The organism is Inquilinus sp. Marseille-Q2685, assembly GCF_916619195.1.
GTDB lineage: Bacteria > Pseudomonadota > Alphaproteobacteria > DSM-16000 > Inquilinaceae > Inquilinus.
Window position 1 is genome coordinate 1,703,341 of sequence record NZ_CAKAKL010000002.1, and the last position, 25,879, is coordinate 1,729,219.

Annotated in this window: 27 protein-coding genes, 1 tRNA gene and 1 riboswitch; of the genes, 11 read left to right on the forward strand and 17 right to left on the reverse strand. The window is 71.1% G+C overall.

What is annotated here, in order from left to right; translation table 11 throughout:
• Positions 1 to 75 precede the first annotated feature (75 nt).
• The 6 genes from LG391_RS17060 to LG391_RS17085 form a co-directional block, all read right to left on the reverse strand.
• A tRNA-Glu gene (locus LG391_RS17060) sits at positions 76 to 151 on the reverse strand.
• Between the two features lie 38 nt (positions 152 to 189).
• Complete coding sequence (gene recJ, locus LG391_RS17065) at positions 190 to 1,962, reverse strand: single-stranded-DNA-specific exonuclease RecJ (RefSeq protein WP_225769200.1); 1,773 nt, start codon at positions 1,960 to 1,962, stop codon at positions 190 to 192.
• 175 nt (positions 1,963 to 2,137) lie between these two features.
• The gene (glpX, locus tag LG391_RS17070) at positions 2,138 to 3,109 is read right to left on the reverse strand and encodes a class II fructose-bisphosphatase (RefSeq protein WP_225769366.1); all 972 of its coding nucleotides are present in this window, start codon (positions 3,107 to 3,109) and stop codon (positions 2,138 to 2,140) included.
• A gap of 143 nt (positions 3,110 to 3,252) precedes the next feature.
• Positions 3,253 to 4,545, reverse strand: coding sequence for a homoserine dehydrogenase (locus LG391_RS17075; RefSeq protein WP_225769201.1), 1,293 nt, complete (start codon positions 4,543 to 4,545; stop codon positions 3,253 to 3,255).
• Positions 4,542 to 5,762: an LL-diaminopimelate aminotransferase gene (locus LG391_RS17080; RefSeq protein ID WP_225769202.1), complete on the reverse strand. Its 1,221-nt coding sequence runs from the start codon at positions 5,760 to 5,762 to the stop codon at positions 4,542 to 4,544. The genes LG391_RS17075 and LG391_RS17080 overlap by 4 nt, the downstream gene beginning before the upstream one ends.
• Before the next feature lie 43 nt (positions 5,763 to 5,805).
• Positions 5,806 to 6,822 (reverse strand): OmpA family protein, encoded by a 1,017-nt coding sequence (locus LG391_RS17085; RefSeq protein WP_225769203.1) that lies wholly within the window; start codon positions 6,820 to 6,822, stop codon positions 5,806 to 5,808.
• Between the two features lie 353 nt (positions 6,823 to 7,175).
• Here LG391_RS17085 and phaC point away from each other — a divergent pair, with 353 nt between their 5' ends.
• Positions 7,176 to 8,906 carry a class I poly(R)-hydroxyalkanoic acid synthase gene (phaC, locus tag LG391_RS17090; protein ID WP_225769367.1) on the forward strand — a complete coding sequence of 577 codons (1,731 nt, stop codon included), beginning with the start codon at positions 7,176 to 7,178 and terminating at the stop codon, positions 8,904 to 8,906.
• Between the two features lie 6 nt (positions 8,907 to 8,912).
• On the opposite strand, the gene LG391_RS17095 is transcribed toward phaC, so the two are convergent.
• The gene (locus LG391_RS17095; RefSeq protein WP_225769204.1) at positions 8,913 to 9,188 is read right to left on the reverse strand and encodes a hypothetical protein; all 276 of its coding nucleotides are present in this window, start codon (positions 9,186 to 9,188) and stop codon (positions 8,913 to 8,915) included.
• A gap of 44 nt (positions 9,189 to 9,232) precedes the next feature.
• Positions 9,233 to 9,343, reverse strand: a riboswitch (SAM-I-IV-variant riboswitch).
• Positions 9,344 to 9,447: 104 nt separating this feature from the next.
• On the opposite strand from LG391_RS17095, the gene coaA reads away from it, so the two are divergent.
• The 5 genes from coaA to LG391_RS17120 all read left to right on the forward strand — a co-directional run bounded on the left by coaA (position 9,448) and on the right by LG391_RS17120 (position 12,135).
• Entirely contained in the window at positions 9,448 to 10,428 is a 981-nt protein-coding gene (gene coaA, locus LG391_RS17100; RefSeq protein ID WP_225769205.1) for a type I pantothenate kinase, read from the forward strand.
• A 2-nt stretch (positions 10,429 to 10,430) separates the two neighbouring features.
• On the forward strand, positions 10,431 to 11,189 hold the full coding sequence (locus LG391_RS17105; RefSeq protein ID WP_225769206.1) for a phosphotransferase family protein: 759 nt from the start codon (positions 10,431 to 10,433) through the stop codon (positions 11,187 to 11,189).
• Positions 11,190 to 11,403: 214 nt separating this feature from the next.
• Positions 11,404 to 11,613 carry a cold-shock protein gene (locus tag LG391_RS17110; protein WP_026873756.1) on the forward strand — a complete coding sequence of 70 codons (210 nt, stop codon included), beginning with the start codon at positions 11,404 to 11,406 and terminating at the stop codon, positions 11,611 to 11,613.
• A gap of 101 nt (positions 11,614 to 11,714) precedes the next feature.
• Positions 11,715 to 11,879 (forward strand): hypothetical protein, encoded by a 165-nt coding sequence (locus LG391_RS17115; RefSeq protein WP_225769207.1) that lies wholly within the window; start codon positions 11,715 to 11,717, stop codon positions 11,877 to 11,879.
• 25 nt (positions 11,880 to 11,904) lie between these two features.
• Positions 11,905 to 12,135 (forward strand): hypothetical protein, encoded by a 231-nt coding sequence (locus tag LG391_RS17120; RefSeq protein ID WP_225769208.1) that lies wholly within the window; start codon positions 11,905 to 11,907, stop codon positions 12,133 to 12,135.
• 39 nt (positions 12,136 to 12,174) lie between these two features.
• On the opposite strand, the gene LG391_RS17125 is transcribed toward LG391_RS17120, so the two are convergent.
• Complete coding sequence (locus LG391_RS17125; RefSeq protein WP_255646674.1) at positions 12,175 to 12,948, reverse strand: transporter substrate-binding domain-containing protein; 774 nt, start codon at positions 12,946 to 12,948, stop codon at positions 12,175 to 12,177.
• 98 nt (positions 12,949 to 13,046) lie between these two features.
• Between LG391_RS17125 and LG391_RS17130 the strand changes: the two genes are divergently transcribed.
• Entirely contained in the window at positions 13,047 to 13,775 is a 729-nt protein-coding gene (locus LG391_RS17130; RefSeq protein WP_225769209.1) for a DUF6065 family protein, read from the forward strand.
• A gap of 102 nt (positions 13,776 to 13,877) precedes the next feature.
• Here LG391_RS17130 and LG391_RS17135 read toward each other — a convergent pair whose 3' ends face one another.
• Both LG391_RS17135 and LG391_RS17140 read right to left on the reverse strand, forming a co-directional pair.
• Complete coding sequence (locus LG391_RS17135; protein ID WP_225769210.1) at positions 13,878 to 15,248, reverse strand: tetratricopeptide repeat protein; 1,371 nt, start codon at positions 15,246 to 15,248, stop codon at positions 13,878 to 13,880.
• 33 nt (positions 15,249 to 15,281) lie between these two features.
• Positions 15,282 to 15,482: a hypothetical protein gene (locus LG391_RS17140; RefSeq protein WP_225769211.1), complete on the reverse strand. Its 201-nt coding sequence runs from the start codon at positions 15,480 to 15,482 to the stop codon at positions 15,282 to 15,284.
• Between the two features lie 260 nt (positions 15,483 to 15,742).
• On the opposite strand from LG391_RS17140, the gene LG391_RS17145 reads away from it, so the two are divergent.
• The gene (locus tag LG391_RS17145; protein WP_225769212.1) at positions 15,743 to 16,729 is read left to right on the forward strand and encodes a lysophospholipid acyltransferase family protein; all 987 of its coding nucleotides are present in this window, start codon (positions 15,743 to 15,745) and stop codon (positions 16,727 to 16,729) included.
• A 3-nt stretch (positions 16,730 to 16,732) separates the two neighbouring features.
• On the opposite strand, the gene LG391_RS17150 is transcribed toward LG391_RS17145, so the two are convergent.
• From LG391_RS17150 to LG391_RS17160, 3 genes are all read right to left on the reverse strand, one after another.
• On the reverse strand, positions 16,733 to 17,284 hold the full coding sequence (locus LG391_RS17150; protein ID WP_225769213.1) for a gamma carbonic anhydrase family protein: 552 nt from the start codon (positions 17,282 to 17,284) through the stop codon (positions 16,733 to 16,735).
• Positions 17,285 to 17,288: 4 nt separating this feature from the next.
• The gene (argC, locus tag LG391_RS17155; protein WP_225769214.1) at positions 17,289 to 18,248 is read right to left on the reverse strand and encodes an N-acetyl-gamma-glutamyl-phosphate reductase; all 960 of its coding nucleotides are present in this window, start codon (positions 18,246 to 18,248) and stop codon (positions 17,289 to 17,291) included.
• Positions 18,249 to 18,347: 99 nt separating this feature from the next.
• Positions 18,348 to 19,463 (reverse strand): aminotransferase class I/II-fold pyridoxal phosphate-dependent enzyme, encoded by a 1,116-nt coding sequence (locus LG391_RS17160; RefSeq protein ID WP_225769215.1) that lies wholly within the window; start codon positions 19,461 to 19,463, stop codon positions 18,348 to 18,350.
• 81 nt (positions 19,464 to 19,544) lie between these two features.
• Between LG391_RS17160 and LG391_RS17165 the strand changes: the two genes are divergently transcribed.
• Together LG391_RS17165 and LG391_RS17170 are read left to right on the forward strand one after the other, a co-directional pair.
• A complete protein-coding gene (locus LG391_RS17165) occupies positions 19,545 to 20,102 on the forward strand; it encodes a helix-turn-helix transcriptional regulator (RefSeq protein WP_225769216.1) in 558 nt (185 codons plus the stop codon).
• Between the two features lie 90 nt (positions 20,103 to 20,192).
• Entirely contained in the window at positions 20,193 to 21,137 is a 945-nt protein-coding gene (locus tag LG391_RS17170; RefSeq protein WP_225769217.1) for a hypothetical protein, read from the forward strand.
• Here LG391_RS17170 and rpsI read toward each other — a convergent pair.
• The 3 genes from rpsI to LG391_RS17185 form a co-directional block, all read right to left on the reverse strand.
• Positions 21,055 to 21,531: a 30S ribosomal protein S9 gene (gene rpsI, locus LG391_RS17175; RefSeq protein WP_304608500.1), complete on the reverse strand. Its 477-nt coding sequence runs from the start codon at positions 21,529 to 21,531 to the stop codon at positions 21,055 to 21,057. The two genes, LG391_RS17170 and rpsI, sit on opposite strands and share 83 nt — an antisense overlap.
• A gap of 4 nt (positions 21,532 to 21,535) precedes the next feature.
• Positions 21,536 to 21,994 carry a 50S ribosomal protein L13 gene (rplM, locus tag LG391_RS17180; RefSeq protein ID WP_225769218.1) on the reverse strand — a complete coding sequence of 153 codons (459 nt, stop codon included), beginning with the start codon at positions 21,992 to 21,994 and terminating at the stop codon, positions 21,536 to 21,538.
• Between the two features lie 201 nt (positions 21,995 to 22,195).
• The gene (locus LG391_RS17185) at positions 22,196 to 23,323 is read right to left on the reverse strand and encodes a helix-turn-helix transcriptional regulator (protein WP_225769219.1); all 1,128 of its coding nucleotides are present in this window, start codon (positions 23,321 to 23,323) and stop codon (positions 22,196 to 22,198) included.
• Positions 23,324 to 23,613: 290 nt separating this feature from the next.
• Here LG391_RS17185 and LG391_RS17190 point away from each other — a divergent pair, with 290 nt between their 5' ends.
• Complete coding sequence (locus LG391_RS17190) at positions 23,614 to 25,443, forward strand: calcium-binding protein (protein ID WP_225769220.1); 1,830 nt, start codon at positions 23,614 to 23,616, stop codon at positions 25,441 to 25,443.
• 6 nt (positions 25,444 to 25,449) lie between these two features.
• On the opposite strand, the gene LG391_RS17195 is transcribed toward LG391_RS17190, so the two are convergent.
• A complete protein-coding gene (locus LG391_RS17195) occupies positions 25,450 to 25,872 on the reverse strand; it encodes a PaaI family thioesterase (RefSeq protein WP_225769221.1) in 423 nt (140 codons plus the stop codon).
• Positions 25,873 to 25,879 lie beyond the last annotated feature (7 nt).

A 25,879-nucleotide genomic window follows, 5' to 3' on the forward strand; every position in this document is an offset into this window, starting at 1 on the left:
GCCCAGGCGGTGGCCGCTTCCTCTGGCTGGCGTGCTGGTCGACGCGGCGCGTTCCGACAGCCAGCACGCCAGTCTTGGCGACCCCTACGGGATTCGAACCCGTGTTACCGCCGTGAAAGGGCGATGTCCTAGGCCTCTAGACGAAGGGGTCGGCGCGGCGCAGAGACCTACCGGCAGCGGCCGGGGAAATCAAGCGTTTTCGGCCCAGAGCGGCGCCACGTCCTCGACGAACAGCTGCACCCGGGTGTTGCCGTTCCAGCGGTCGAGCCTGAGCGTGCCCGCGACATGCAGCAGCGCGTCGCGGCGCAGCAGGGCCTGGCCCACCGGCTGGTCGGCACAGCGGAAGGCGATCGCCCTGAGGCGGCCGCCATCCGGCCCGACCAGGGTACAGGCGACATGGCCGCTGCCGACCACCGATGCCGCCACCACCCGCACCCGCGGCAGGGCGAAGCGCGGCTCCGGGTTGCCGGCGCCGAAGGGGCCGAGGCGGCACAGCGTCTCCGTCAGCTCGACCGTCGCCGCCTCCACCACCAGCGTACCGTCGAGCTCGACCAGCGGCACCATCGGCTCGTCGACCTGGCCGTCGATATGCTCGGCCAGGAAGGCGCGCAGCTCGGTGATCCGCTCCTGGCGCACGGTGAAGCCCGCCGCCATGCGGTGGCCGCCGCCGGACAGCAGCAGCCCCGCCTGGCGCGCCGCGATCACCGCGGCGCCGAGATCGACGCCGGGCACCGAGCGGCCTGACGCCTTGCCGATGCCGCCCTCGATCCCGACCACGCAGGACGGGCGGCCGTAGCGCTCGCGCAGCCGGCCGGCGACGATGCCGACCACGCCGGGGTGCCAGCCCTCACCCGCCACCAGGATCACCGGCCCGGACTCCGTGACCTCGACCTGGGCGGTCGCTGCGGCCATCACCTCGGCCTCGACCGTCTTGCGGTCGACATTGTGTTCGTCCAGCAGCGCCGCGATCCGCGCTGCCTCGGCCCGGTCCTCGGTGGCCAGGAGGCGGGCGCCGAGATCGGCCCGGCCGATGCGGCCGCCGGCATTGATCCGCGGCCCCAGGATATAGCCGGCGTGGTAGGCGTCGACCGTCTCGGTCACCCGCGCCACGTCCGCCAGGGCGGCGAGGCCGGTGTTGCGGCGCTGCGCCATCACCTTCAGCCCCTGCCCCACCAGCGCCCGGTTGAGCCCGGTCAGCGGCACCACGTCGCAGATGGTGCCGAGCGCCACCAGGTCGAGCAGCGCCATCAGATCCGGCTCGGCCCTGTTGGCGAAGACCCCGGCCTTGCGCAAGGTGCGGTTGAGCGCCACCAGCGCCAGGAAGGTGACGCCACAGGCGGCGAGCTGTCCCAGGCCCGGATCCTGGTCCAGCCGGTTCGGATTGACCACCGCCGCCACCTTGGGCAGGCGCGGCTCGGCGGTGTGGTGGTCGAGCACGACGATGTCGAGGCCCGAGGCCGCGGCGCCTTCCAGGGCGTCGAAGGCGGTGGTGCCGCAATCGACCGTCACCACCAGGCGGGCGCCGCCGGCGCGCAGCTTCTCCAGCGCCTGAGCGTTCGGGCCGTAGCCCTCGGCGATGCGGTCGGGGATGTGGATCTGCGGCTCGACCCCGAGAGCGCGCAGATAGCGGACCAGGAGCGCGGTCGAGGTGGCGCCGTCAACGTCGTAGTCGCCGAACACGGCGATGCCCTCGGCGCCGGTCACCGCCCGGGCGATGCGCTCCGCCGCGCGGTCCATGTCGCGCAGCACCGAGGGGTCGGGCAGAAGCGCCCGCAGCGTCGGATTGAGGAAGGCGGGCGCATCGTCGAGGCCGACCCCGCGCGCCGCCAGCACCCGGGCGACCAGCTCCGGCAGGGCGTGGCGCTGGGAGAGGGCCAGCGCCAGCCTGTCGTCGGCGGCGCGGCCGATCCAGCGCGCGCCCTTGGCGGAGCGTTCGACGCCGAACAGCGCCGGCGCGGTCAACGCCCCTGCCTCATAACCTCTTCCCCCTCATCCTAACTCTCTCGTCATTGCGAGGAGGCGAAGCCGACGAAGCAATCCAGGGGCGGCTCGCACCGGCCCCTGGATTGCTTCGCTTCGCTCGCAATGACGACGGAAGACAAGCCGCAGCGAAGGGCTGCCTCCCGATGCGCCGTTCTTAGCCGCCGACGAACTCGAAGCCGGCCTTGCGGCGGAAGTCGTGCCGCGCCTCGATGGTCCGGACCGTGCCGCTCTTCGAGCGCATCACGATCGAATGGGTGATCGCCCCGCCCGGGATCAGGCGGACGCCGCGCAGCATCGGGCCGGTGGTGACGCCGGTGGCCGCGAACATCACGTCGCCGCCGGCCAGGTCCAGCAGCCCGTAGACGCGGGTGAAGTCCTCGATGCCCTGGCGCTTGGCGCGCTCGCGCTCGTCGTCGTTGCGGAACAGCAGGCGGCCCTGCATCTGGCCGCCGATGCAGCGCAGCGCCGAGGCCGCCAGCACGCCCTCGGGCGCGCCGCCGGTGCCGAGATACATGTCGACGCCGGTCTCCGGCTGGGCCGTGGCGATGACGCCGGAGACGTCGCCGTCGGAGATCAGCATGATCCGGGCGCCGGCCTCGCGCACGCGGGCGATCAGCTCCTGGTGGCGCGGCCGGTCCAGCACGCAGACCACGAGGTCGGAGACCGCGACCCGCTTGGCCAGAGCCAGCGCCTTGAGGTTCTGGGCCGGGCTTGCGTCGATGTCGATCAGGTCCTTCGGCAGGTCGCCGCCGACCGCGATCTTGTCCATGTAGACGTCGGGCGCCTTGAGGAAGCCGCCCTTGTTGGCCATGGCGATGACCGCCAGCGCGTTCGGCCCGCCCTTGGCGGTGATGGTGGTGCCCTCCAGCGGGTCGAGGGCGATGTCGATCTCCGGCCCGTCGCCGGCGCCGACCTTCTCGCCGATATAGAGCATCGGCGCCTCGTCGCGCTCGCCCTCGCCGATCACCACCTCGCCCTCGATGGCGAGGCTGTTCAGCGCCTGCCGCATCGCGTCGACCGCGGCCTGGTCCGCCTGGCGCTCGTCGCCGCGGCCCATCAGCCGCGACGCGGAGAGGGCTGCGGCTTCCGTCACCCGCACCGCCTCGAGCGCAAGGTTGCGATCCATCACCTGGGACTTCGCTTCCGGCCGTTTCATCGTCTCTCCGATCCTCTCGGGCTCGTCTCCGCCGCATCGGCCCTCACGGGCGACGGCGGACACATCGTGCGACGGGTGTACCGGCTTTCGGTGACAGCCGGTACCCGGAATGATCACAGATCTTCGATGCGAATGACATGTGGCGGCTCCAGCACCGCGTCCAGCGCGCCCAGCGCCGCCAGCAGCCGGGTCATCGCCGCCTCGTCCGTCTCATGGGTGATGATCACCAGCGGCACCGCGTCGCCCGGCGACCGGCCGCGCTGCAGCAGGCTCTCGACCGAGATCTGCTGGTCGCGCATGGCCGCGGCCACGTCGGCGATCACGCCCGGACGGTCGACCACCATCAGCCGAAGGTAGTAGGCGCCGCGGCGATGGTCCATCGGCACCACGGCGGCGCGCTCGAGCCGCGCGGCCGGGGCGCCGAGCACCGGCACCTTCAGGCCGCGGGCGAGGTCGACCAGGTCGGCGACCACGGCCGAGGCGGTCGGGCCGGCGCCGGCGCCGCGGCCGGTCATCATCACCTGGCCGACGAAGTCGCCCTGCGCCACCACGGCGTTGAACACGCCCTCGACATGGGCGATCGGCGAGGCCTCAGCTACCATGCAGGGATGGACGCGCAGCGACAGCCCCTCATCGGTGCGCCGGGCGATGCCCAGCAGCTTGATGCGGTAGCCCAGCTCCTGCGCATAGGCGATGTCGAGCGCCGAGACCTGGCGGATGCCCTCGATGTGCAGGTCGTCGAACTCGACCCGGGCGTTGAAGGCCAGCGCCGCCAGCACCGCCAGCTTGTGCGCGGCGTCGATGCCGTCGACGTCGAAGCTGGGGTCGGCCTCGGCATAGCCCAGCTTCTGGGCCTCGGCCAGTACCTCGGCGAATTCGCGGCCCGTGGTCCGCATCTCGGTCAGGATGTAGTTGCAGGTGCCGTTGAGGATGCCGAACACGCCGTCGATGCGGTTGCCGGCCAGGCCCTCGCGCACGCCCTTGATCGCCGGGATGCCGCCGGCCACCGCCGCCTCGAAGGCCAGGGCCACGCCGGCCTCCTCGGCCAGGGCCGCCAGCGCCGGGCCGTGCACGGCCAGCAGCGCCTTGTTGGCGGTGACAACCTGCTTGCCATGGACGATCGCTGTCTCGCAGACGGCCTTGGCGATGCCGTTGGATCCCCCGATCAACTCGACCACCACGTCGACCTCGGGGTCGGCGGCCAGGGCCACGGCGTCGTCGTACCACCGCACGCCGTCCAGCGGCACGCCGCGGTCGCGGTGGCGGTCGCGGGCCGAGACGGCAGCGACGACGATGCGCCGGCCGCTGCGCTGGGCCAGCAGGTCGGCATGCGCCTGCAGCAGGCGGAGGACGCCGCCGCCGACCGTGCCGAGGCCGGCGATGCCGATTTTCAGAACGGGAGTCACGATACCGCTTTCAGGCTGACCGGCTGCGGGTCGTTGCGCCGCCGGCTGAGGAAGGTCTTGATGTTCTTGCAGGCCTGGCGGATGCGCTGGTGGTTCTCGACCAGGGCGATGCGGACGTGGCCGTCGCCGTATTCGCCGAATCCGACGCCGGGCGCCACCGCCACCCCCGCCTCTTCCAGCAGCAGCTTGGAGAAGGCGAGCGAGCCCATGCTGGCGAAGGCCTCCGGGATCGGCGCCCAGACGAACATGCTGGCCTCGGGCTTCTCCACCGGCCAGCCGGCGGCGCGCAGCCCCTCGACCAGGGTGTCGCGACGCAGGCGATAGCGTGCCCGCATCTCGTCGACGAACTCCTGCGGCCCGTTGATCGCCGCGGTCGCCGCCACCTGCAAGGGGGTGAAGGCGCCGTAGTCGACATAGGACTTCACCCGCGCCAGCGCCGCGATCAGGCGCTTGTTGCCGGCTGCGAAGCCGATGCGCCAGCCGGCCATCGAGTAGGTCTTGCTCAGCGACGTAAATTCGACCGCGATGTCGCGCGCCTCGGGGATCGCCAGGATCGAGGGCGGCGGCGCCGTGTCGAAATAGATCTCGGCATAGGCCAGGTCGGACAGGATCCAGATGCCGTGCTCGCGGCAGAACTTCACGATCGGCCGGTAGAAATCGAGGTCCACCACCTCGGCCGTCGGGTTCGACGGATAGTTCAGCACCAGCGCGGTCGGCTTCGGCACGCTGTGCCGCACCGCCCGCTCCAGCACCTCCATGAAGTTCGCGCCCGGCGTGATCGGCAGCGACCGGATGGCGGCGCCGGCGATGATGAAGCCGAACATGTGGATCGGGTAGCTCGGGTTCGGCACCAGGATGATGTCGCCCGGGCTGGTGATCGCCTGGGCCAGGTTGGCCAGGCCTTCCTTCGACCCGATGGTGACCACGAGCTCGCTCTCGGGGTCGAGCTCGACCCCGAAGCGGCGCTGGTAATAGGCGGCCTGGGCCCGGCGCAGGCCGGGGATGCCGCGCGAGGTGGAATAGCCATGGCTGCGCGGATTCTGCGCCGCCTCGGTCAGCTTCTCGATCACATGCTTCGGCGGCGGTCCGTCGGGGTTGCCCATGCCGAGATCGATGATGTCCTCGCCCCGAGCTCGCGCCGCCGCCTTCATCGCGTTCACCTCGGCGAACACATAGGGCGGCAGGCGCTTGATTCGGTGGAAGTCCTGATCGGTCATCGACGTGTCCCCCCGACGCCCGTCGGGGCGTCCGGTGCTGAGCCTATTGAGCGAGATAGATTTCGACGCGGGCGGCCTGGCCGTCGGTGATGTTCGGCCGGGTGTCGGCCGAGCCGCCGGTGACGATTCGGGCCGGGTCGACGCCGGCCGCGCGCAGCGCCGCGGCCACCGCCTCGGCCCGCGCCTTGGCCTGGGCCGCGCCGTCGCCGGCGCCGTAGCCGACCACCCGCAGCTTCGGGCTCTGCGCCGTCTTGGCGACGTTTTCGATCGTGCTGCTGGCCGAGGCCGGCAGTGTCGTGCTGCCGCCGTCGAACTTGACCGTGCCGGCGACCCGGTTGTTGAAGCTGAAGGCCGGCTTCGACTCCTCCGCCGGGGCGGGCGCCGCGGCCTGGCCGGCGCCGCGGTTGCCGAAGCTGAGTGCGCCGGGCGCGCCCGAGGCGGCACGGTCGGCCTCAAGCTGGCTGCGCACCGCGGCCTGCTGTTCCGGCGTCGGCAGGTCGGTCGGCTTCTGCGGCACGCTGCCGAGATTGGGATAGGCCTGCTCCGAGGCCGGACGCGGCATCGACTCCATCGCCGGCGGGGCGGCGGTGTTGCGGCGCTGGCCGAAGCTCATCGGCGCCACCGTGCCGGTCGGCTGCTGCTGTGCCTGCTGCGCCGCCGCCTGCTGCTGCGCGATCTGCTGCTGCCGCTGGAAGGCAGCCTGGCGCTGCTGCTCGATCTGCGCCCGGCGCTGCTGCTGTGTCGCCTGCTGCTGCGCCCGGGCCTGCTGCATCGCGGCGCGGTCGGCATCGGTCTGGGCCAGCGCGGGCAGGGTGTAGGTCCTGGTGTCGCCCGCCTGCGCCGTGCCCAGCGGGCCGCCGACGCTGGGCACGGGCGGCGCCTCGGCCGGCCCGAGCGGCGTGACCTCGGCGGTCTCGACCTTGGGCACGGAGGCCTGGACGTCGCCCGCATAGGGCGTGCCGTCGAAGATGCGGCCGCCGCAGCCCGCGAGCGCGAGGCCGAGGGCGACGGTGGCAACGGCGCCACGGACCGGAAGGCCGGGGCGGGCGGAAGCGATCATGAGAGAGCCGGTGCGACGCATGGGCACGTGCCTAGCACACTTCGTTGAAAGGGTGGACTGGAAAGAGGATGGCCGTGCAAAGTGGCGGATAAGCGGCATTCTACGCCCGATTCCGCGCCTCGGGCGATGCCGCCGCAGACAGGGGATCCTTGGCCATGACCGAACGCCACCGCGCGGCCCCCAGCCGGACGAAGTCCGGCGAAGCAAAGCTCAAGACCCGGACGAAGTCTGGTGACGCCAGTCCCAAGGCCCGGACGAAGTCCGGCGAAGCCGAGCCCGAGACCCGGGCGAAGCCCGGCACCGCGGCGCCGGAGGCCCCGCCGCCGGCGGATCCGGCCGAGCTGGCGCGCCGCATGGTCGAGATCGCCGAGCGCAGCGCCCGGCTGGTCACCGCCTTCCTGGAGAAGCAGGGCCGCGCCGAGACGCCGGAGCTGGACCCGCTCAACATCGGCTCGGCCTTCCTGGCCATGACCCAGCGGCTGATGGCCGACCCGACCCGGCTGATGCAGGCCCAGATGTCGCTGTGGCAGGACTATGCCACGCTGTGGAGCCGCACCGCCCAGCGCCTGCTGGGCCAGGAGGCGGAGCCGGTGGTGACGGCGGAGAAGAGCGACAAGCGCTTCAAGGACCCGGCCTGGAGCGAGGTCGCGGTGTTCGACTTCATCAAGCAGTCCTACCTGCTGACCGCCCGCTGGCTGCAGGGTTCGGTCCGCCAGGTCGAAGGGCTGGACGCCAAGACCGCGAAGAAGGTCGATTTCTACACCCGGCAGTTCATCGACGCGATGGCGCCGTCCAACTTCGTCGCCACCAATCCGGAGGTATTGCGCAGCACGCTGGAATCGCGCGGCGAGAACCTGGTCCGCGGCCTCGAGAACATGCTGGCCGACCTGGAGCGCGGCCAGGGCCAGCTGGCCATCAGCATGACCGACCGCACCGCCTTCGAGATCGGCCGCAACATCGCCGTCACCCCCGGCAAGGTGGTGTTCGAGACCGATCTGATGCAGCTGATCCAGTACGACCCGGCCACCGAGACGGTGGCGCGGCGGCCCCTCCTCATCATCCCACCCTGGATCAACAAGTACTACATCCTCGACCTGAAGCCGCAGAACAGCCTGATCCGCTGGACGGTGGAGCAGGGCCACACCGTCTTCGTGATCTCCTGGGTCAACCCGGACGCGCGGCTCGCGGGCAAGAATTTCGCCGACTACATGCTGGAGGGCCCGCTGGCGGCGCTGGGCGCGATCGAGCAGGCGACCGGCGAGCGCGAGGTCAACGCCGTCGGCTACTGCCTGGGCGGCACGCTCTTGGCCAGCACCCTGGCCTGGATGACGGCCAAGGGCGAGGACGACCGGATCAGGAGCGCGACCTATCTGACCACGCTGACCGACTTCACCGATCCGGGCGAGCTCGGCATCTTCGTCGACGAGGAGCAGCTGCGGACGATCGAGGCGAAGATGTCCGGCAAGGGCTATCTCGAAGGCTCGGCCATGGCGACGACCTTCAACCTCCTGCGTGCCAACGACCTCATCTGGTCCTTCGTCGTCAGCAACTATCTCCTGGGCAAGGACCCCTTCCCCTTCGACCTGCTGTACTGGAACAGCGACGCGACCCGGATGCCGGCCGCGATGCACAGCTTCTACCTGCGCAACATGTATCAGGAGAACCGGCTGGTGCAGCCGGGCGGCATCACCCTGGCCGGGGTGCCGATCGACCTGACCACGATCAAGACGCCGAGCTTCATGCTGTCGACCCGCGACGACCATATCGCGCCCTGGGCGTCGACCTACGCCGCGACCCAGCTGTTCGGCGGCCCCGTGCGCTTCTGCCTCAGCGCCTCCGGCCACATCGCCGGTGTGGTCAACCCGCCGGCGGCGAAGAAGTACTGCCACTGGGTCAACACCCGGACGCCGGCGAGCCCCGAATCCTGGCTCAAGGGGGCGAAGCAGGTCGAAGGCTCCTGGTGGCCGGAATGGCAGAAATGGATCTCTCGCCACGCTGGCGGCCAGGTCCCGGCCCGGCATCCCGGTGACGGCAAGCTGACCCCGATCGAGGACGCGCCGGGACGGTATGTTCGTGCGACGTAAGGAGCCTCACGCCGCCAGGCTCGCCGCCGGCGCATGAACCCGCCGCAGCTCGGCCAGGCGGTCGCCCTCCAGCACCCGGTCGAGATGGATCTCCGGCCGCAGCGCGGCGGTCAGGACGACGCGGTAGAGATGGGTCCACAGCCCGGCGCCGCGATGCACCACGGCGTAGAGGATCTCCCGCCGGTGCGGGTCGCGCGGGCCGGGACAGGGCCGCTCGTCGAGCCGCTCGATGGTGTCGCCGGGGCCAGCGAGCGGAATCGCGGCGGAAGCGGATGCGGACATGAAAAACCCTCCTTCGCGGTTGCGAGGAGGGCTGACGCGCGGCGTTCGACCCGTTTGGTTGCCGGTCCGGCCGCATCGCCCCTCTTGCGAGAGGCCACCACCTTGCCCGGGAAGGCAGGTTGGCGTGGGCGTCAGCCCAACTCTGGATGCGAGGCCGGATTTAGCGCGCCGCGCGGTCCGGCGCAAGAGGGATGGCGCCCCCTTGCCTGCAGCCCCCGGATCGTCGGACCCTGATCCCGTCCTCCAGCGGGAGCCTGCGATGCCCGATCCCTCCCCTGCCCGGCCCATCCCTGCCCGGCCCGTGCCCGATCTGTTCGCGGCGCGGCCCCAGGCCTATGACCGCTTCACCCGGGCCGAATGGGCGGCGCTCCGGGCCTCGACGCCGATGGCGCTGTCCGAGGCCGAACTGGCCGAACTGCGCGGGCTGAACGAGCCGGTGTCGCAGGCCGATGTCGCCGACATCCTGCTGCCCCTGTCGCGCCTGCTGAACCTGCACGTCGCCGCCGCCCGCAGGCTCGACGGGGTGCAGGACGCCTTCCTCGGCCGGCCCGGCCCGCCACCGCCCTACATCATCGGAATTGCCGGCAGCGTCGCCGTGGGTAAGAGCACCTTCGCGCGGCTGCTGCGCCTCTTGCTGTCGCGCTGGCCCGACCACCCGCGGGTCGAGCTCGTGACCACCGACGGCTTCCTCTGGCCGAAATCGGTGCTGGAGGAGCGCGGGCTGATGCGCCGCAAGGGCTTCCCCGAGAGCTACGACCTGCGCCGGATGATCGGCTTCCTGGCCGCGGTGAAGTCCGGCCGGCCGGAGGTCGAGGCGCCGGTCTATTCCCACCTCGCCTACGACATCCTGCCCGGCGAGAAGCAGGTGGTCCGCCGGCCGGACATCCTGATCTTCGAGGGGCTGAACGTGCTGCAGGCCCCGGCCGGGGCCTCGGTCGTCACCTCCGATTTCTTCGACTTCTCGGTCTATGTCGATGCCGCGGAGGAGGACATCGCCCGCTGGTTCGTCGAGCGCCGCCTGCTGCTGCAGCGCACCGCGTTCCGCGACCCGTCCTCCTATTTCCATCACCAGCGCGACCTGCCGGAGGCCGAGGCCCGCCGCGCCGCCCGCGAGATCTGGGACCAGATCAATGGGGTGAACCTGCGCGAGAACATCCTGCCGACCCGGCAACGCGCCCGGCTGGTGCTGCACAAGGCCGCCGACCATTCGGTCGACGCCGTCGCCCTGCGCCGGATGTGACCATGGACCTGCCGCTCGGACCGCTGATCGGATCGGGCAAGGAGGCCGAGGTCTTCGACGCCGGCGACCTGGTGGTCAAGTTGTATCGGACGACGGCGGCCGCGCCGAAGCGGGCGGCGTTCCGCGAGGCGTCGATCCTGGCGCTGGTCGAGACGCTCGGGCTGCCCGCGCCGTCGGTCCGGGGCGTGGGGCAGATCGAGGGCCGGTGGGGCATCGCGATGACCCGCGCCGACGGCCCGTCCCTTGCCGACACGATGCACCGCCGGCCCGACCAGGTGCCGGCCTGCCTGGAGCGGATGGCCCGGCTGCAGATCGCGATCCACGGCCGGCCGGGAACGCATCTCGGCAGCCTGAAGGCGCGGCTGGCGGCGAATATCGGCCGTGCCGGGATGCCGGACGAGGTGCTGCGGCGCCGGCTGCTGGACGGCTTGGCCGCGCTGCCGGAGGGCGACCGCCTGTGCCACGGCGACTTCCACCCCTGGAACATCCTGGGGCCGCCGGGGCGGGAGATGGTGGTCGACTGGCTGGACGCCTGCGCCGGCGATCCCGCCGCCGATGTCTGCCGCTCCTACGTGCTGATCCGGCCCGTGGCGCCGGACCTGGCCGCCGCCTATATCGATGCCTACGCCGCGGCTGCGGGCGAAAGCCGGGACCGGATCTTCGCCTGGCTGCCCTTCGTCGCCGCCGCCCGCCTGGCCGAGGACGTGCAGGAGGAGGTTGACGGGCTGATGACGATGGCCGCATCCGGATCGCCGCCCTGACCCCCCGGATCCGGCTGTGCCGGCCCAGCATGTCCGAGCCGATTCCGCGTCGACCTTGCCATTGCGCCTGTATTCCCCCATGTTTAGGGGGTCATTCTGGTTTGGACGGCCGGCCTGCCATGCCCTCGCGGCCGCGGATCCCTCGCCTTTCCCCTTTCCGTTTGATGCGTCGCGCAGTTCCGCGCGGCGCCACCCCTCAACTGGAGGAAAAGCGATGCCGATCGGCACCGTGAAGTGGTTCAACAGCACCAAGGGCTTCGGCTTCATTCAGCCGGAGAACGGCGGCCCGGACGTCTTCGTCCACATCTCCGCCGTCGAACGCGCCGGGCTGCGCGGCCTGAACGAAGGCCAGCAGATCTCCTACGAGGAGCAGCGCGACCCGAAGCGCGGCAAGACCTCGGCGGAGAACCTGAAGGCCGTCTGAGCCTTCGGTCGTGGAGCGGATCAGGAGCGCCCGCGCCGTCGGGCGCTCCTTTTCTTGTGACAAGCAGCGATGCGGACGCATCGCGTCAGAAGGAGGCCGCCATGCCGTTCAAGCCGAACTACAATCAGCAGCGCAGCGAGCGAAACCGCGCCAAGGAACAGAAGAAGCAGGAGAAACTGCAGAAGCGCGAGGAAGAGACCGCGCGCCGCAAGGCCGCCCAGGAGAGCGACGCGCCACCCCGGGACGACGAGACCGAGCCGTCCTGACCCGACCCGTCACCGGAGTGCCGACATGGCCCGGACCAAGAAGCAACCCAACGACAGCGGCTTCGTGCTGTTCAACATCGTCTACCAGGACGGAACGCTGAGCTCGAACCGCAAGGTTCCCCGCTCCGAGGCCGACGGGCTGGACGGCGACGCCCCGGCACGCGCCTTCATCGAGGCCCAGGACCGCAAGATCGCCGAGATGTCCGGCAATCCCCGCGGCCCGATCAAGACCATGACCCGGCTGCGCGGCCAATAGCCGGTCGGCGCGGCGGCCCGGGGCCGCCGCCTCTCTCCCCTACCCCATCCACGCCGCGCTGAACTTCGCGTGGCTGCCGTCGTGCAGGCGCAGATGCAGCCACTGGTCGACGAAGGCCTTGAACACCACGTCGCCGCGCGGCAGCAGATAGGCCTTCTCGGCGAAGGTGAAGGGCTGGTCGGGATGCACGGCGCACAGGCCGGGGCGCAGCTTCTGCTGCAGCCGGGACTCGCTGGCGTCGGTGATCATCACATCGGCCCGGCCGGCCAGGATCTCGTCGAAGATCTTGGTGTTGTCCGGGAAGATGGTGATCGTCGCCGCCTTGATCTTCTCGCGCACGAAGGCCTCGTTGGTACCTCCCGGCGGCTCGATCACGGTGACGCCGGGCTGATCGATCTGCTCCACCGTCTGGAACTTCTCGACATTCTCGCATCTGGTGATCGGCGTCTTGCCGTCGACATCGATCGGGATGCTGAAGAAGGCCTGCTTCTGGCGCTGCAAGGTCACGCTGATGCCGCCCATCGCCATGTCGCAGGCGCCGCCGGTGAAGTCCGCCATCAGCGTCTTCCAGCTGGTCTTGACGAACTCCGCCTTCACCCCGAGCGCCGCGGCCAGGTCACGGGCCATGTCGATGTCGATGCCCTCGTACTCGCCCTTGGCCGGGTCGAGATAGGTGAAGGGCTTGTAGTCGCCGGTTGTGCAGACCTTCAGCACCCCGGCCTTGGCCACGGCGTCGAGCGTGTCGACGCGGTCCGCCGCGGTCGCGGCGGCGGCAGGCAGGACGAGCAGCAGAGCGGCGGCGAGCAGGCGCATGGTTCCTCCCGGTTTGAGTCGGCGAGGATCTTAGTCGGACAATTGGGACGCTACCAACAGGGTCGTCGCCGCGGCCGGCCGCCGCTACCATCCTCGCCATGAAGCTGATCGCCTACACCATCGGCGGGCCGCATCCCGAGATCCGGCCGGCCCCGGCCACGCGCGACTGGATGTCGGCGACGCCGGAGGGCTTCGCCTATCGCTGCCTGCCGCTCAACATCGCCAACGCCCATGGCTGGGAGATCCTGTGCCCGAGCCCGATCCGGGTCTGGTGGGACGGCGGCACGGCGCCGGAATCGGTGCGGGTCGAGGCCGAAGGTGATGGCCCGGCCCCGGCGGTCGGGCATTTCGGCAGCGGCATCCTGACCTTCCACGTGCCCCTGCTGCTGCGCACCGAGCCGGGCTTCAACCTCTGGGTCTCCGGCCCAACCAACGCGCCGAAGGACGGCATCGCCCCCCTGACCGGCGTGGTCGAGACCGACTGGTCGCCCTACGGCTTCACGATGAACTGGCGCTTCACCCGGCCGAACCACCTGGTCGAGTTCGCGGCCGGCGAGCCCTTCTGCCTGTTCTTCCCGCTGGCACGGGACGCGGTCGAGGCGGTGGAGCCGGAGTTCCGCCCGCTGGCCGACGACCCGCTGCTCGAAGCCCGCTACTGGGCCTTCCACCGGGGCCGTGCCGATTTCCTGGCCGACCTCGCCGTGCCCGGCACCGAGGCCAATGAGGCGAAGTGGCAGAAGGGCTACTACCGTGGCCTGGACACTAACGGGACGCCCGCCCCGCAGCACCAGACCAAGCTGAGATTGAAGCCGTTCCGGGAGGAATGAGCTTCCCGTCCGTCATTGCAAGCTTCTTAGGTTGGGTTCGCGCCCGCGAACCCAACTATGGCTCGGGCTGCGGGATGTTGGGTTCGCCGCAGCGAACCCAACCTACGCGCCGGCTCTCTGCTCCGCCGCCGCAGCCCCCGCCTCGTCCCCCGCCAGCCGCAGGGCACGGGCAGACAGGCGCCAGTTGAAGGGGCTGCCGGGCTTGGCCTCGGTGCGCTCCGCCGCCAGGGATCGGGCGAGATCCGCCTGCCCGCCGCGCAGCGCGGCCTCGACCAGGGTCAGGCTCAGCACGTCGCGCTGGGCGTGGCTGCCGCCGAAGCGGTGCGCCACCGCCCGCACCGGCGCCAGCAGCTCGACCACCATGCCGTAGTCGCCGGCGCCGAAGGCGCGCAGCGCCCGGCACACCGGCAGGCCGACCTCCGCCGTCATCGCCGCGTTGGTGCCGCCGGCCGCCACGCTGCGGGCCTGCGCCGCCAGCAGCCGGTCGGCATCGGCGTCGCGACCGGTGGCGACGAAGGCCATCATCGCGTGCATGTCGTTGAAGGCGTAGTAGCCGTCCTCGGCCATCGGCGCCCAGGTGTCGGCCAACTCGGCCCAGCGGCCGCCGCCATCGACCCCACGGAGATGGAGGCGCCACAGCAGTGCCGTCGCATCCAGCGTCTCCAGCGCCAGCGGCGAGGGCTGCGGCCGGATCGCCTCGTCATAGAGCCGCAGCACCGTGCCGGTCTCGCCGAGGTCGAGATGGTAGAGGGCGAGATGCCACCAGTTGTGGAAGGCGAACATGTTGTCCGGCGCCCAGTCGCCGGTGCGGCCGGTCAGCCAGTCGACGCCCTCCGGCAGCCGTCCCTGCATCTCCATGACATGGGCGACGGCGTGGATCGCCCAGGGGTCGCGCGGCTGCAGCGCCACGGCGCGGCGGCCGGTCGCCTCGGCGGCGCGGTAGTCGCCGGTCTCCTCCAGGCCGAAGGCGTGCATGCCGAGGACGTAGCCGTAGCCCGGCACCGCCTCGTCCCAGCCCGGCAGCGCCCGGGCGATGCGGTCGCGCAGTAGCCGCGTGTGGCCGAGATAGAAATCGCCGAGATGGGCCGCCTGCAGCGCCAGCCCGTCGCGCGGCCAGGCCTCGGCCACCCGGCCCCAGGCGTCGACCGCCCCCGAGAAATCGCCCTCCAGCCAGGCCCGCAGCGCCGCGATGTGGCCGCGCTCGCGCTCATTGGCGCCGGCCGCCAGCGCCTCCGCCGCCTCGACGCTCTCCCGCAGCGGCGCCTCGGCCGCCTTCTCGGTCGCCAGCGCCATCAGCGTGCCGCGCAGGCAGTGGCCCATGACGAAGCCCGGATCCTCAGCCAGGGCCGCCTCGATCTCGGCCAGCGGGTCGCGGAAATAGCTGTGCAGCCGGTCGAGGGCGGCCTCGTACCGGTCCAGCGCCGCGCGGCTGGCGGTCGAGACCGGAACGCCGCGGCTGTCGTGAAGGCCCATGACCCGATCCTCCTGTGACCCACCCAGGATAACCTAACCCGCCCGTCCCGCGCTGCTTGTGTCCTGCGTCACCCCCGAAATGCCGAAGCCCCCGTCCGGTCGGCGGGGGCTTCGGTGCTTGTCCTTGCGGCTGTAGACTTTGCCGGACGGGACGATCTTGTGGCCGAGCCGGCGGGCGATCAGCGCGTGCGGATCGCGCCGCTTCGGCCCGGCCTTCGGCAGGGGCTTCTTCATTGGCCTCTCCTTTCGGGCTGGGCCGCCGTGATATGGCCCCTTGCCTGTCGGGCGCAAGGCCGCATGCGCGGCCTCACCGATTTTGAGAGAAATATCCGGAAACACGAAACATCTGGCGCCGGAAAGACGTTCATGCCACGAGTAGGCTCCAACGAACGCCGCCGCGGACCGCTCGAGAACCGGGCCCCAGCAAACCGAGGCATCCCATTTTCCGCACAACCCATTCTTCGGAACCGGCCCAGCCGGGCTGGACGGCGCGCATGCGGCGCCTCCGGAAGCAGCTGCGGCGCCATGGCCGCCGGCACGCCGCCGCGGCCACGCAGGCGGCCGGCCTCTACGCTCTCTACGGGCTGATGCGGGCGCTGCCGCTCGACGCCGCCTCCGGCCTGGGCGGCTGGGTCGGCCGCACCCTCGGGCCGCGCCTCGGCGCCTCGCGCCGGGCCGATGCCAATCTGCGGCTGGTGATGCCGGAACTGTCCCCCGCCGATCGCGAGCGCGTGGTCCGCGGCATGTGGGACAATCTCGGCCGGGTGATCGCCGAGTTCCCGCATCTCGGCCGGCTGCGCCGCAGCGAGGCCCGGCGGCCCCGCCGCGTCCAGGTCGAGGGCATCGAGCATTTCCTGGCCGCCCGCGAGGGCGGCCGGGGCGTGGTGATGGCGATCGGCCATTTCGGCAATTGGGAGGTCGGGGCCGCGGTCGCCGCCAATCACGGCGTGCCCTTCACCGCCATCGCCCGGCCGCCGAAGAACCCGCTGGTCGGCCGGCTGCTGCACCGCATCCGCAGCTCGGTCGGCACCATCCTGCTGGAGAAGCGGATGGAGGGCTCGGACGCCAAGCGCGCCCTGTCGGTGCTGCGGGCCGGCGGCGTGCTCGGGATGATGGTCGACCAGCGCTACAATGGCGGGCTGAAGGTGCCCTTCATGGGCCATGACGCCATGACCTCGCCCGGCGCGGTCGCCATGGCCTACCACCTCGGCTGCGACGTCATTCCGGTGCGGATCGAGCGCCTGGCCGGCGCCCGCTACCGCGCGGTGTTCGAGCCGCCGCTGTCGATGCCGCGCAGCGGCGACCGCAAGGCCGATATCGAGGCGGCGACGATCGCGCTGAACGAGGTGGTCGAGGGCTGGGTCCGTGCCCGGCCCGAACAGTGGCTGTGGCTGCACAAGCGCTGGATGATGCCGCGGCCGCGCAAGATGCGGCAGCGCGTGCTGGCCTACAAGGCCAGCCTGGCGGCGCTAAAGGACTGACGGCTAGAGAGCCGTCCCCGCATCCAGAACCACATTGGCGCGGTATTCGACGCCGAGTGCGACATAGCCCTCCGCCAGCTTGCGGTGATGCTCGTGCTCCTCGTCAGTCAGGGGGCGCACGAAGCGGGCCGGGCTGCCGGCCCAGAGCTGGCCGGCCGGCACGCGCTTGCCGGGGGTCAGCAGCGCCCCGGCCGCGACCATGGCGCGGCTCTCCACCACCGCCCGGTCCATGACGCAGGCCTTCATGCCGACGAAGCTGCGGTCCTCCAGCGTGCAGGCATGGATCAGCGCCATATGGCCGATGGTGACGTCGTCGCCGATATGGGTCGGCCCGTCGGCCGAGGCGACATGGATCACCGTGCCGTCCTGGATGTTGCTGCGGGCGCCGATGCGGATCGGCTGCATGTCCCCGCGAATGACGCAGCCGAACCAGACGCTGGTGCCCGGCCCGATCTCGACATCGCCGATCACCACCGCGCCGGGCGCGATGAAGGCGTCCGGCGCGATCCGCGGCTGCTTGTTGCGATAGGGCAGGATCACCGCGCCCGCGGCCATCGGCTCAGGCCGCCTGCGGCCGCGCCGGCAGCAGCCCGGCGGTCGGGGCCAGGCCCAGCGCCAGGTTCAGGTTCTGCACCGCCGCACCCGACGCCCCCTTGCCGAGATTGTCGAGCTGCGCGACCAGCAGCGCCTGCCGCTCCTTGGCGTTGCTGAAGACGAACAGGCGCAGCTGGTTGGTGCCGTTCAGCGCCTCGGGCTCCAGCTCCGCCGCCGCCTCGCTGTCGGCCAGCGGCGCGACCGAGACGAAGGCCTGGCCCTCATAGTGCTCGGCCAGCGCCGCATGCAGATCGGCGGCGGAGGGCTGCTTCGGCAGCGACCACAGCGGCAGCGGCAGCGACACCAGCATGCCCTGGGCGAAACGCCCGACCGAGGGTACGAAGATCGGCGCATGCGCCAGGCCGGACCAGCGCTGCAGCTCCGGCACGTGCTTGTGCGCCAGCTTCAGCCCGTAGAGATAGAAGGGCGCCCCTTTGTGCTCGGTCTCGTAGCGGGCGATCAGGCTCTTGCCGCCGCCGGTGTAGCCGCTGACCGCGTTGACCGTGACCGGATACTCCGCCGGCACCAGCCCGCGGTCGATCAGCGGCCGCAGCAGGGCGATGCCGCCGGTCGGGTAGCAGCCCGGGTTGGAGATGCGCTTGGACTTCGCCACCGCCTCGGCCTGGCCGGGCGCCAGCTCCGGGAAGCCGTAGGTCCAGCCTTCCGCGGTGCGATAGGCGGTCGAGGCGTCGATCACCCGGACATCCGGGTTCTCGACCATCGCCACCGCCTCGCGCGCGGCGTCGTCGGGCAGGCACAGGATGGCGGCGTCGACCGAATTCAGCAGCCGCCGGCGCGCCGCCGGGTCCTTGCGCTCATGGTCGGCCAGGCTGACGATCTCGACATCGGCGCGGCGGGCCAGACGGTCGCGGATCTGCAGCCCCGTCGTTCCAGCCTCGCCATCGATGAACACCGTCGCCGGCATCGCCTTGCCCTCGGAAAGAGATCAGTCAGCGATCACTTAACACATCCCGGGCCGAGGCCGAACCGGCAACGCGGTCATGGCCGATATTTGCGGGACGCCTCAGCCCGCCTTCAGCTCCCGCAGCACCGTCGCGATCCGGTCCAGCGCCGCCGGGGCGTGCTCGTAGCCATGGGTGATGCGCAGGTGATGCTCGGCGCCGAGATACGCGCCCGGCGCCACCAGCACCGAGGATCGGCGGCGGATGGCGTCGGCTACCGCGACCGAGGACAGGTCGAGATGGACGCGGACAAAGCCCAGCGCCGTGGCCGCCGGCGGCGCCGCCGAGACCAGGTCGGCATTGGCGCCGATCCAGCGCTCCAGCCCCTCCCAGCCGCGGCGCGACAGCTCGCGCTGCCGGGCCACCAGCCGGGCGCGGGTCGCCGGCTCCAGCGCCAGCTCGGCCAGCAGCATCGACGGGCCGGCGGTGGCGATGACGACGTATTCGTGCCGGCGCCACGCCGCCTCGACCAGCTCCTTCGGCCCCACCAGCCAGCCGACGCGCAGCCCGGCCAGGCCGTAGGCCTTGGACAGGCTGCCGACCACCACCGTGCGCTCGTAGCCGCCCCAGAAGCTCGGCGTCTCCGTGTCGGCCAGCCGCTCGGTGCCGCGATAGACCTCGTCGACATGCAGCCAGGCGCCGGCCCTGGCGGCGATGGCGGTGATCCGCGCCGCCTCTTCCGCCGTCAGGATGCTGCCGGTCGGGTTGTTCGGGTTGACGATCGCGATCATCCGGGTGCGCGGCCCGACCGCGGCCTCCAGCGCGTCGAGGTCCGGCCGCCAGTTCTCCTCCGGCCGCAGCGGAAAGCTCTTCACCGTGCAGCCGAGATTGCGGGCGATGCCCCAGACCTGGCGGTAACCCGGCTCCATCACCACGATCTCGTCGCCCGGCGACAGCAGCGCCTGGCACAGGACCTGGTTCGCCTCGGACGCACCGGCCGTGACCAGCACCTGGTCGGCGGCGGCGCCGTCATAGAGCCCGGCGATCCGCGCCCGCAGCGCGTCTGTGCCGTTCACCTGCGGATAGAACAGCACCTGGTCAAGCAGCCGGTCGACCGAGTCCGGCCCCAGCACCTCGCGCACCGGGGCGCAGCGAACCGAGCTGTCGGCCAGGTTGTATTCGACCGTGTGCTCCCATTCCGACTGCCACTGCTCGAGCTCGAAAGGCTGGAAGGTCATCGCCGCATCCCCGAAATCCGTCGCCATGAGCACTGCAATATATTACATCTCGATCGGCAACAAGATGCGAGCTCAAGACCGATGACATCGTCGCATGAGGTGCTGCAGCGGATCGCCCTGCGGCTGCGGCAGGAGCGCCAGGGGCGCGGTCTGAGCCAGGCGGCGCTGGCCGAGCGCAGCGGCGTGTCGCCTCGCATGCTGGCGCTGATCGAGAAAGCCGAACCCACCCCGAGCATCGCCACGCTGGCGGAGATCGCCGCGGCGCTCGGCATCGGCTTCGCCGAGCTGGTGGGCGGCGAGGCCGCGGTGCCGGCGCGGGTGATCCCGCCCGGGGAGTTCGCGACGATGTGGCAGTCCGAGGCCGGCAGCGCCCGCCTGCTGGCCTCCGGCGGCCGCGCGGAGCTGTGGGACTGGACGCTCGAAGCCGGCGCCCGCTACGACGCCGCCCCGGACCCGGCCGGGACGGTCGAGCTGATCCGGGTGCTGGAGGGCACGCTGGTGCTGGAGGTCGACGGCGCCGCCCTCGCCGCCCCCGCCGGCCACGCGCTGCGCCTGGCCAGCGACCGGCCCTATGCCTACCGGGCGGAAGGCGGGCCGGTGCGCTTCGTCAAGGTGGTCAGCCCGGGCGGTCGGGGCTGAGTCATTCCGCCCCATCGGGCAAAGTATGCTTGCCTCGCCTGGCTTCGGCCGGCACCATGCGGCCCGCGGATTCACCAGAGCGGCGATCGGATGACCTCATCGCGACGCAACGCCGTGCTGGCCATCGTCGCCGGCAGCCTGCTGATGACGGCCGCGCCGGCGAAGAATCCCCCGGCGCCGGATCTGGCTGTCTCGATCCCGCCGGTCGGCCCCGCGATCTCGCTCGGCCCGGACATCCCGGCCGACATCCCGCATTCCAGCGACCACGCCTTCGCCGACCTCCTGGCCGCGGCCGAGAGCAGCCGCGATCCGCTGCAGATGAACAAGGGCGGCTATGCCGGGCTGTTCCAGCTCGGCGAATCGGCGGCGGCGATCGCCGGCATCTATGACCCTGGCGAGCCGCTGACGGCGGAGGACACCCGCAACCGCTGGCGCGGCACCTTTCACATCCCGGGCTATCCCGGGGTCCGGTCGATCGGCGACTTCCTGGACACGCCGGCGGCGCAGGTCGCGGCCTTCCGTCTGCACCTCGCCCATCTCGACCGCGAGATCGCCCAGCGCGGGCTGGACCGGCGGATCGGCGGCTATGTCGCCGGGGTGCCGATCACCTGGGACGGGCTGCGCGCGATGATGCATCTGGGCGGCCCTGACGGGACCGAGCGCTTCCTCGCCACCGCCGGCGTCTACGACCCGGCTGACGACAACGGCGTGCGGATCAGCGATTACGGCCGCCGCTTCGCCGGCGTCACCGCCATCGAGCCGACCCGGCCGGCGGTGATCCCGACCGTGGCGACCACCGTCGCCGCCCCCGCCCCGGCCGGACCGGCCAGCCCGGCCGTGGTGACACCGACCCTGGTCGCGACCACGCCCTCGCCCCGAAGACGGCCCGCAAAACGACGAAGGGGCGCCCGAGGGCGCCCCTTGCCGAACAATGGATCCGAAACGGTCCGGATCAGCGCTTGGAGAACTGGAAGCTGCGGCGGGCGCCGGCCTTGCCGTACTTCTTGCGCTCGACCACGCGCGGGTCGCGGGTGAGGAAGCCGTGCGCCTTCAGCGCGCCGCGCAGGGCCGGCTCATAGGCCACCAGGGCGCGGCTGAGGCCATGCCGGACCGCGCCGGCCTGGCCGGAAAGGCCGCCGCCGGTGACGGTGCAGATGACGTCGAACTGGTTGGTCCGGTCGCACACCAGGAACGGCTGCTGCAGCAGCATGCGCAGCACCGGGCGGGCGAAGTAGACCTCCTGGTCGCGGCCGTTGACGGTGACCTTGCCCGTGCCGGGCTTGATCCAGACGCGGGCGACGGCGTCCTTGCGGCGGCCGGTGCCGTAGGAGCGGCCCTGGGCGTCGCGCTTCGGCTCGACCGGCGCGGCCTCGGCCACGGCGCCTTCGAGGGTCGGCTTCAGATCGGAGAGGGACTGCAGATCGGCCACGGCCTTACCTCTTGTTCTTCGGATTCATGGCAGCGACGTCCAGCACCTCGGGCTGCTGCGCCTCGTGCGGGTGCGCCGGGCCGGCATAGACCTTGAGGTTGCCCATGACCTTCCGGCCCAGGGGCCCGCGGGTGATCATGCGCTCGACCGCCTTCTCGATCACGCGCTCCGGATGGGCGCCGTCGAGGATCTGGCCCTTCGACCGGCCCTTGATGCCGCCGGCATAGCCGGTGTGCCAGTAGAAGATGCTGTCCTGGCGCTTGTTGCCGGTCAGACGGACCTTCTCGGCATTGACGACGATGACGTTGTCGCCGGTGTCGACGTGAGGGGTGAAGGTGGTCTTGTGCTTGCCGCGAAGGCGCATCGCGATGATGCTGGCGAGCCGACCGAGAACGACGCCGTCGGCGTCGACCACGATCCACTTCTTCTCCACCTCGGCGGGCTTGGCGGAATATGTCTTCATGACGGGCCCTTGATCGAGGGTCGGGAACGGATGCCGCCGGAAGCCCCTTGAGAGGGGCCCCGGCGAGACGCGGCTGTCTACGCGCCCGGCCCGCCGGCGTCAATGGAAAAAAGCAGAGACACGACAGCGACTTAGCGGAACGGTATTTAAATACCTTCCCCGTAGGCCGCAGGATCGCTGGCGTTCCGCACTATAGCCGGATTACGCCGCGGCGAAGCCCTGCATCACCAGCCGGACCAGATCGGCCTGGCGATGGGTGCCGGTCTTGTCGAACACGGCCTTGAGATAGCCCCGGACGGTGTTGGCGCTGATGCCCCATTCCTCCGCCAGGCCGCCGATGGTCGCGCCGGAGGCCAGGCGCGCTGCCACCTCCGCCTCCCGCGCGGTCAGGCCGAAGGCGGCGACCAGCGCCCGCTCGTCGACCGACCGGGCGGCGTCCGGCGCCGCCAGGAAGATCGCCGCCCGCGCGGGGCCGCAGCGCCCGTCCACGGGGTCGACGGCGGTGACGGGCACGACCGTCAGCACCAGGGGCGCGCCGCCCTCCGGATCCGTCAGGCACAGCCGGGCCGAGGCGGCGGCGGCGGATCGCGGCAGGGCGGCGTCGGCCGGCCGCGCCACGATCGCGGACATCGCCGCCACCAGCTGGCGCAGGAAGGCGGTCTCGGCGGGCAGCGCCGCCGCCACCCCGGCCGAGGCCAGCCGCAGGCCGCGATGCCGCCGGGCGATCTCCGCCGCCCGCCCGTTGACGAAATGCGGCCGGCAGTCGGAATCCACCAGGATCACGCCGCTGTCCAGCGCCTCCAGCACCGACCGGCTCTCCGCCGCCAGCAGCTCGCTGGCGGCCAGCCGCCGGCGCAGGCGCTGCGCCGCCGCGAAATGCGGCATCACCAGTTGCAGCGCCTGCAGCTCCGCCGGCGCGAAATCCCGGAGCCGGGGCGGCCGGCAGACCGCGACGGTGTGCGACCGCACCTGGCCGTGCCAAGCGAAGACGCCGGCGCGGAAGCCGTCCATCGGCCGGACGATCTCGTTGTACATCTCGGTCCGCAGGAAGTCGGCATCGGCCATGAGGCTGGACGACGCCACCACCCGCCCCGCCGGGATCGCCCGCAGCCAGGCCTCCGCCGGGCCGCCGCTGCCGGCCGCGTCCACCAGCCGGTCCAGAGGATCGCGGTCGACACCGACGGCGAGGCCGGCGGCCGGCCGTCCCGCCTCCCGGGTCAGCAGCACCGCGTGTCCGGCCCCGACCAGCTTGCGTACGGCGTCGAGGCCGTCCGTCCATCCCTCCGGCCGCAGGGCCGCGTCATAGATCCGCTCGACCGCTCCGGACACCGCCTCCGCCAACATGCTCGCCCCGAATGCCCCCTGGAAAGGGGCCACAAGACGAGCGGATCAGGGCAATCCTCGGGCCCGGATTGTGGCCGGCCCGCCATAACCTGGCCGGGGGTTAGATGCCCCGATCGCCCCGCCCATTCTTCCGACGGATCCCTGCGAACCCGAAACCCGTACAGTAACGCCACCCCTGCCCGCACACATCCGCCGTTCGTACGACGCCGCCGCGGCCGGCCAGCGGTACCCTACTCGATATCCGCGGCAAGTTCAGATCAACCAGGAAGGCTGACATGGCGATCTATGGCGACGGCGAAAAGAACACCATAAACGGAACGATCGGCGACGATCAGATCTACGCCTATGGCGACAACGATTTCGTGCGGGGCGATTCCGGCGCCGACCTGATCGATGGCGGCTACGGCGAGGATACTCTTTACGGCGACCTCGGCGACGACACGATCTATGGCGGCTATGGCGACGACGACCTGGATGGCGGCACCTCCTATGGCGACGCCAATGACGGCAACGACAAACTCTATGGCGGATACGGCGACGACCATATCGACGGCTACAGCGGCAATGACCAGCTCTCCGGCGGCCACGGAGACGACTACATCTACGATGCTCGGGGCGAAAATGGAACGTACTCCGGAGACGCCGGGGACGACTACATTTCCATCAGCCACGCCGTCTCTACCGGCCTGACCAGTTCTATTTACGGCGGGACTGGCAACGACTATTTCGGCGCCTATGGGGACGGCAGATTCTATATCGACGGCGGTTCGGGTGACGATTTCGTCGATCGCAGAGCCCTGGGCGACGACACGATCTACGGCGGTTCGGGAGATGATGATCTCCGGGCCGGCGACGGAAACGATACGCTCGATGCCGGTGATGGCCAGGACTACTGCTCCGGTGAAGAGGGCAACGACACGATCGCCGGCGGTGCAGGCGACGATCGGCTCGATGGCGACGCCGGATCCGACCGGCTGACCGGCGGCGCCGGGGTCGACTACCTCAACGGCGGTGCCGATGGCGACGTCTATGTCGTCGGCGCGGTCGACTTCTCCCCGACCGGCGTGTTTCTCGATGATATCAGGGAGTATGCCGACGGCGGCATCGATGGGATCGAGAGTTCCGTCTCGCTTTCGCTCGTCGGGTTCGGGGCCATCGAGAACCTGGTGCTGACATACGGCGACCTGTCCGGCACGGGCAATGCCCTCGCCAACTACATCGCCGGCGGATCCGGCGACAACACCCTGTGGGGCATGGCCGGCAGCGACCGGCTCTATGGCTTCGACGGCGACGACATCCTGCGGGGCGGGTCGGGGGCCGACCGGCTGGAGGGCGGCAACGGCGCCGACATCGCGACCTATTCGGAGAGCAGCACGGGCGTCACCGCCAACCTCGCGACCGGCAAGGGCGCGGGCGGCTATGCCCAGGGCGACACCTATGTCGGCATCGAGAACCTCAACGGCAGCCAGGGCGCGGATCTGCTGACCGGCAACGGCGGCGCCAACACGCTGCGCGGTTTCGGCGGGAACGATATCCTGCGCGGCGGCGCCGGCGCCGATTCCCTGGACGGCGGCGCGGGGCTGGACACAGCCTCCTACGCGACCGCGGCCGCCGGCGTCACGGTCAATCTGGGCACCCGGGTCGGGTCGTCCGGCGAGGCGTTCGGGGACATCTACACGAGCGTCGAGAACGCCGTCGGCTCGGGCGGCGCCGATGCCATCACCGGCAGCAGCCTTGCCAATGTGCTGAACGGCTGGGCCGGGCGGGACGTCCTGACCGGCGGCGCCGGGGCCGACCGCTTCGCCTTCTCCGCCGGATCGCACAGCGGTGTCGGCGCCAGCGCCGACCGGATCACCGACTTCAGCCGGTCGCAAGGCGACAGGATCGACCTGTCGGCCATCGATGCCAGGTCGGCGACCGCCGGCGACCAGGCCTTCAGCTTCATCGGCACGGCCGCCTTCGGCCATGTCGCCGGGCAATTGCGTTATGCCACGTCCGGCAACACCACCGTCATCGGGGGCGACATCAACGGCGACGGCGTCTCAGACTTCCACATCGCGCTGACCGGGGTCATCGCCCTCAAGGCCGGAGACTTCGTGTTGTAGCGGGCCTCATCTGCGCGGCGGGATCGAGTAGGTGCCGGTGGCGTGGGCCACCGGCTCGTCCTCGCCTTCCGAGAACAGCAGCACCTCGCCATAGGCCAGGCGCTTGCCGAGCTTGAGCAGGCGGGCCTCCGCGATCACCGGCACCAGGGCCGGGCGGCGCAGGAAGGTGATCGCCATCGAGGTGGTGACCGCCAGCTCGACCCGGCCGATCCGGCTGAGCACTGCGGCGTACAGCGCGACATCGGCCAGGCCGAACAGGGCCGGGCCGGTGATGGTGCCGCCCGGCCGCACGAAATCCTCGCGGCAGGGCATCACCAGCGTCGCCGTGCCGGCCCCCAGCGCCGCGACCGTCACGCCGAAGGCGCCGATCAGCGGCACGCCCTCGCGGATGATCGCCTCCATCACCTCGGCCTCGATCGCCGGCTGCATCGCCGCC

Bases quoted from the DNA above. Each gene is read 5' to 3' on its own strand.
- glpX (WP_225769366.1), bottom strand. From the start codon at position 3,109: ATGGATCGCAACCTTGCGCTCGAGGCGGTGCGGGTGACGGAAGCCGCA.
- LG391_RS17080 (WP_225769202.1), bottom strand. From the start codon at position 5,762: ATGACCGATCAGGACTTCCACCGAATCAAGCGCCTGCCGCCCTATGTG.
- LG391_RS17085 (WP_225769203.1), bottom strand. From the start codon at position 6,822: ATGATCGCTTCCGCCCGCCCCGGCCTTCCGGTCCGTGGCGCCGTTGCC.
- phaC (WP_225769367.1), top strand. From the start codon at position 7,176: ATGGTCGAGATCGCCGAGCGCAGCGCCCGGCTGGTCACCGCCTTCCTG.
- LG391_RS17095 (WP_225769204.1), bottom strand. From the start codon at position 9,188: ATGTCCGCATCCGCTTCCGCCGCGATTCCGCTCGCTGGCCCCGGCGAC.
- coaA (WP_225769205.1), top strand. From the start codon at position 9,448: ATGCCCGATCCCTCCCCTGCCCGGCCCATCCCTGCCCGGCCCGTGCCC.
- LG391_RS17105 (WP_225769206.1), top strand. From the start codon at position 10,431: ATGGACCTGCCGCTCGGACCGCTGATCGGATCGGGCAAGGAGGCCGAG.
- LG391_RS17110 (WP_026873756.1), top strand. From the start codon at position 11,404: ATGCCGATCGGCACCGTGAAGTGGTTCAACAGCACCAAGGGCTTCGGC.
- LG391_RS17115 (WP_225769207.1), top strand. From the start codon at position 11,715: ATGCCGTTCAAGCCGAACTACAATCAGCAGCGCAGCGAGCGAAACCGC.
- LG391_RS17120 (WP_225769208.1), top strand. From the start codon at position 11,905: ATGGCCCGGACCAAGAAGCAACCCAACGACAGCGGCTTCGTGCTGTTC.
- LG391_RS17125 (WP_255646674.1), bottom strand. From the start codon at position 12,948: ATGCGCCTGCTCGCCGCCGCTCTGCTGCTCGTCCTGCCTGCCGCCGCC.
- LG391_RS17130 (WP_225769209.1), top strand. From the start codon at position 13,047: ATGAAGCTGATCGCCTACACCATCGGCGGGCCGCATCCCGAGATCCGG.
- LG391_RS17135 (WP_225769210.1), bottom strand. From the start codon at position 15,248: ATGGGCCTTCACGACAGCCGCGGCGTTCCGGTCTCGACCGCCAGCCGC.
- LG391_RS17140 (WP_225769211.1), bottom strand. From the start codon at position 15,482: ATGAAGAAGCCCCTGCCGAAGGCCGGGCCGAAGCGGCGCGATCCGCAC.
- LG391_RS17145 (WP_225769212.1), top strand. From the start codon at position 15,743: ATGCGGCGCCTCCGGAAGCAGCTGCGGCGCCATGGCCGCCGGCACGCC.
- LG391_RS17150 (WP_225769213.1), bottom strand. From the start codon at position 17,284: ATGGCCGCGGGCGCGGTGATCCTGCCCTATCGCAACAAGCAGCCGCGG.
- argC (WP_225769214.1), bottom strand. From the start codon at position 18,248: ATGCCGGCGACGGTGTTCATCGATGGCGAGGCTGGAACGACGGGGCTG.
- LG391_RS17160 (WP_225769215.1), bottom strand. From the start codon at position 19,463: ATGACCTTCCAGCCTTTCGAGCTCGAGCAGTGGCAGTCGGAATGGGAG.
- LG391_RS17165 (WP_225769216.1), top strand. From the start codon at position 19,545: ATGACATCGTCGCATGAGGTGCTGCAGCGGATCGCCCTGCGGCTGCGG.
- LG391_RS17170 (WP_225769217.1), top strand. From the start codon at position 20,193: ATGACCTCATCGCGACGCAACGCCGTGCTGGCCATCGTCGCCGGCAGC.
- rplM (WP_225769218.1), bottom strand. From the start codon at position 21,994: ATGAAGACATATTCCGCCAAGCCCGCCGAGGTGGAGAAGAAGTGGATC.
- LG391_RS17190 (WP_225769220.1), top strand. From the start codon at position 23,614: ATGGCGATCTATGGCGACGGCGAAAAGAACACCATAAACGGAACGATC.
- LG391_RS17195 (WP_225769221.1), bottom strand. From the start codon at position 25,872: ATGCAGCCGGCGATCGAGGCCGAGGTGATGGAGGCGATCATCCGCGAG.